Below are 4,210 nucleotides of genomic sequence, written 5' to 3'. Positions count from 1 at the left end.
GGCCTAGCCGCGGTGGCGCACCTCAACTACCGGCTGGCATTCCGGCGCTGGCTGCTGCAGCGCGAGCCCGGCTGGGCCTACTGGACGTGGCTGTGCGGGCTGGCCTGGGCTCTGTTCGAGCTGCTGCAACTGCGCACCGAACATGTGCCCGAGTTCATCGACGAAAACCTGCTGATGACGGCCGTGCTGCTGGCCGTGATTGTAGCCTACGGCTACGTGGCCGACTCGTTTCGGGCCCGCCGCGCGCAGGACCACCTGCTGCAGCAAAAGGTCGAAGCCGAGCTCACAGCCCTCAAAGCCCAGGTGAACCCGCATTTCCTGTTTAATGCGCTGAACACGATTTACAACGAGGCGCAGCGCGTCGACAACGAAACCGTGGCCGACCTCATTGAGCAACTCGCCGGCATCATGCGCTTCACGCTGCAGGAATCGAAACAGCCGCTGACGAGCATCGAAAACGAGTTTTCGTTTCTGGAAAAGTACCTGGCCCTGCAGCGGGCCCGCCTGCCCGCGCGCGACGGCCTACACATCACCACCCGGCTCGACTGGGACGGAACCCCGGCCAGCATTGCCCCCTTGCTGCTGATTCCGTTCGTGGAGAATGCCTACCAGTATGGCATTAGCTTCGTACAGCCGGCCTATATTGAGCTGGAAGTAGTGGTGGAAAACCGCCGGCTGCGCTTGCACGTGGCCAACAGCATTGCGCCGGCTACCGGGCACCGGCCGGGCCCGGGCACCGGCATTGCCACCGCCCGCCAGCGCCTGGCTCTGATGTATGCGGGCCGACACGAGCTGTACATTCAGCAAACTGCCGATGCCTTCACCGTTTCCCTCACCCTCGACCTCTAGCCGCTTATGCTCCACGCCATTGCTATCGACGACGAGCCCGCGGCCCTGGAAGTGCTGCAACGGTACGCGGCCAAAGTGCCGTTTCTGGAGCTTACGCACACTTTCCTAAGCACCGCCGACGCCCTGGCCCACCTGCACACCGAGCGCGTCGACCTCATTTTTCTCGATATTCAGATGCCCGACCTGCCGGGGCTGGATTTTGCCCGGCTGGTGGCGCCGCTGCAGAAGCGCATCGTGTTCACCACGGCCTACGCCGAGCACGCCGTGGAAGGCTTCGCGCTGCAGGCACTCGACTACCTGCTCAAGCCCATTGAATTCGGCAGGTTTTTGCAGGCCTGCAACCGGGCCTACGCGCAAATGCGGCCTGCCCGCGAGGGTGGTACGCCCGGCATTTTCGTGAAGGACGGCTACGACTGGATTCGCGTGAACGTGGACCAAGTGCTCTACATTCAGTCCGATACCAACCTGCTATTTATTCACGAGCAAGGACGGCAGGTAAGCACCCGCATGACCCTGGCCGAGATGCTGGCTACGCTGCCCGCCGAGGAATTTATCCGGGTGCACAAGTCCTACATCGTGGCCCTAAAAGCCATTCGCAAAATCGAGCGGCACCAAGTTACCGTCGGCACGGTGGCCATTCCGCTGGCCGAGAGCTACCGTGAGGCTCTGCAAAACCGTCTGCTGAACAAGCCCGGCCGCTGAGCGGTATTGGGTGAGCTGGAACGTCGCAACTGGAACGTCATGCTGAGCTTGTCGAAGCATCTCTACTGCACAAGTAATCTGATTTACTATTGCGGTAAAGATGCTTCGGCTGCGCTCAGCATGACGTTCAATTTGAAATAATTACCAATCATTAATTAATGTTTAAAAAAATAGCCCTTGCCCTCGCCATTATCGGTATTATCTGGTATTCGCTGAATGATTCTAAACCGAATAACAGCAAATACCTGGCGGAATTAAATAAATTTCGCCGCGACAAAAACCAGTCGTTTCGGCAAAGCGAAAACTCACCGCTGGAAACCACGCAAAAAGCCGCTTTCGATAGCCTGAAATATTATCCCGGCGACCCGGCCTTTATACCGCACGCCGATATTTCGCGCAACTCCACCCCCGATACCATCCTGCTGCAAACCACCGGCACCCAGCCCGACAAATACCTGAATTGGGGTACGGTAAAATTCAGCTTGAATAACGCGCCGCAGCAATTACGGCTTTATGTAAAAGCCGACGGGCGCGATTCCACGCTGTTCATCCCGTTCACCGACCTCACCAACGGCCACGAAACCTACGGCGGCGGCCGCTACCTCGACGCGCCCGTGCCGAAGCTGAACGACACGGAAATTCAGCTCGATTTCAACCGGGCCTACAATCCGTACTGCGCCTACAACAACCAGTACAGCTGCCCGGTGCCGCCAGCCGAAAACCAGCTGCAGGTGCCGATTCCGGCCGGCGAGAAATCGTTTCACGACTAGCCGGCCTGGTTTCGCCGAGACAGAACAAACGATAGTGCGGCCGCGGCCAAAGCCCGGCGCCGCCGGTTATATTTACCCCCCGCTAAGGAGCTGATTTATTAGCTACCGGCCCGCAACACCTTCTCTTTAAACCCATTGCAATGTCAAAAATTAAAGTAGCCAACCCGGTTGTCGAGCTCGACGGCGACGAGATGACGCGCATCATCTGGAAGTTCATCAAGGACAAGCTGATTCTGCCCTACCTCGACCTCGACATCAAGTACTACGACCTCGGCATCGAGTACCGCGACCAGACCAACGACCAGGTCACGATTGACTCGGCCAACGCCATCAAGCAGTACGGCGTGGGCATCAAGTGCGCCACCATCACCCCCGACGAGGAGCGCGTGGCCGAGTTCGGCCTGAAGCAGATGTGGAAGTCGCCCAACGGCACCATCCGCAACATCCTGGACGGCACGGTTTTCCGCGAGCCCATCGTGATGAGCAACGTGCCCCGCCTGGTGCCGAACTGGACGGCTCCGATTTGCATCGGCCGCCACGCCTTCGGCGACCAGTACCGCGCTACCGACTTCGTAACCAAAGGCAAGGGCAAGCTCACCATCAGCTTCCAGCCCGAAGATGGCGGCGAGGCGCAGTCGTTTGAAGTGTACAACTTTAAAGGCGACGGCGTGGCCCTGGCCATGTACAACACCGATGAAAGCATCCGCGGCTTCGCCCACGCCTGCTTCAACCAGGCCCTGATGAAGGGCTGGCCGCTGTACCTGAGCACCAAAAACACCATCCTGAAGAAGTATGATGGCCGCTTCAAGGACATTTTCCAGGAGATTTACGAACAGGACTACAAAGGCAAGTTCGACGCTGCCGGCATCACCTACGAGCACCGTCTGATTGACGACATGGTGGCCTCGGCGCTGAAGTGGAACGGCAACTTCGTGTGGGCCTGCAAAAACTACGACGGCGACGTGCAGTCCGACACCGTGGCCCAGGGCTTCGGCTCGCTCGGCCTGATGACGAGCACACTGGTGACGCCCGACGGCCAGACGATGGAAGCCGAAGCCGCCCACGGCACCGTGACGCGCCACTACCGCGACCACCAGAAAGGCAAGCCTACCTCGACCAACCCCATCGCCTCCATCTTCGCCTGGACGCGCGGCCTGGAGTTCCGCGGCAAGCTCGACGGCAACCAGGAGCTTATCGACTTCTGCCACGCGCTGGAGCAGGTGTGCATCGAAACTGTGGAAAGCGGCAAGATGACCAAGGATTTGGCCGTCTGCATCCACGGCAACAAGGTGGAGCACGGCCGCGACTACCTCTACACCGAGGAATTCCTGGAAGCACTGGACGAGAACCTGAAGAAGAAGCTGGGCAAGTAAGCCACCGAAAACCTCACCCCCCGGCCCCCTCTCCCGCGGAGAGGGGGAGCCTGACGACTACGCACGATTTCGCCAGGTGCAAGACCGGTTCCCCGTCTCCCCAAGGAGAGAGGGTCAGGGGTGAGGTGAACATCAGCACGAAACGCCCATCCGGTTCGCCGGGTGGGCTTTTTCGTGCCCGGTAATTTCGTCTTTTCACCCCGCCGTACCTTTGCTCAGTCATCAGCGGCCTGACAACTGACCACCAACAACGAACAACTCCCGATGCGTATTTCCCTCGACTGGCTTAAAACCCTCATTCCGACCGACAAACCTGCCGCCGAAATTGGCGCCCTGCTCACCGGCTCGGGCCTGGAAGTGGAGAGCATGGAGGAACTGGAAAGCATTCCCGGCGGACTGCGCGGCGTGGTGCTGGGCACGGTGCTCACCTGCGAGCGCCACCCCGACGCCGACAAGCTCAGCCTGACCACCGTGGACGTAGGCGACGGCACCCCGCGCCAGATTGTGTGCGGCGCC

Annotated in this window: 4 protein-coding genes and 1 pseudogene; all 5 read left to right on the top strand. The window is 59.8% G+C overall.

Annotation, left to right across the window (positions count from 1 at the left end):
• Positions 1-849 (top strand): sensor histidine kinase (locus tag ACYVDE_RS15970; RefSeq protein WP_460502541.1); only part of this gene is annotated, 849 nt, incomplete at its 5' end.
• Positions 850-855: 6 nt separating this feature from the next.
• On the top strand, positions 856-1,551 hold the full coding sequence (locus ACYVDE_RS15965) for a LytR/AlgR family response regulator transcription factor (RefSeq protein WP_460502540.1): 696 nt from the start codon (positions 856-858) through the stop codon (positions 1,549-1,551).
• Between the two features lie 158 nt (positions 1,552-1,709).
• Positions 1,710-2,321, top strand: coding sequence for a DUF1684 domain-containing protein (locus ACYVDE_RS15960; protein ID WP_460502539.1), 612 nt, complete (start codon positions 1,710-1,712; stop codon positions 2,319-2,321).
• 140 nt (positions 2,322-2,461) lie between these two features.
• Positions 2,462-3,694, top strand: a complete 1,233-nt coding sequence (locus ACYVDE_RS15955) for an NADP-dependent isocitrate dehydrogenase (RefSeq protein WP_460502538.1) — start codon at positions 2,462-2,464, stop codon at positions 3,692-3,694.
• Between the two features lie 264 nt (positions 3,695-3,958).
• Positions 3,959-4,210, top strand: a pseudogene (locus tag ACYVDE_RS15950) (phenylalanine--tRNA ligase subunit beta); the annotation flags it as partial.

Source organism: Hymenobacter agri (assembly GCF_054778495.1).
The sequence above is the reverse complement of the archived record's forward strand: the minus strand, read 5'-3'. Positions and strand labels throughout refer to the sequence as shown.

Bases quoted from the DNA above. Each gene is read 5' to 3' on its own strand.
- ACYVDE_RS15965 (WP_460502540.1), top strand. From the start codon at position 856: ATGCTCCACGCCATTGCTATCGACGACGAGCCCGCGGCCCTGGAAGTG.
- ACYVDE_RS15960 (WP_460502539.1), top strand. From the start codon at position 1,710: ATGTTTAAAAAAATAGCCCTTGCCCTCGCCATTATCGGTATTATCTGG.
- ACYVDE_RS15955 (WP_460502538.1), top strand. From the start codon at position 2,462: ATGTCAAAAATTAAAGTAGCCAACCCGGTTGTCGAGCTCGACGGCGAC.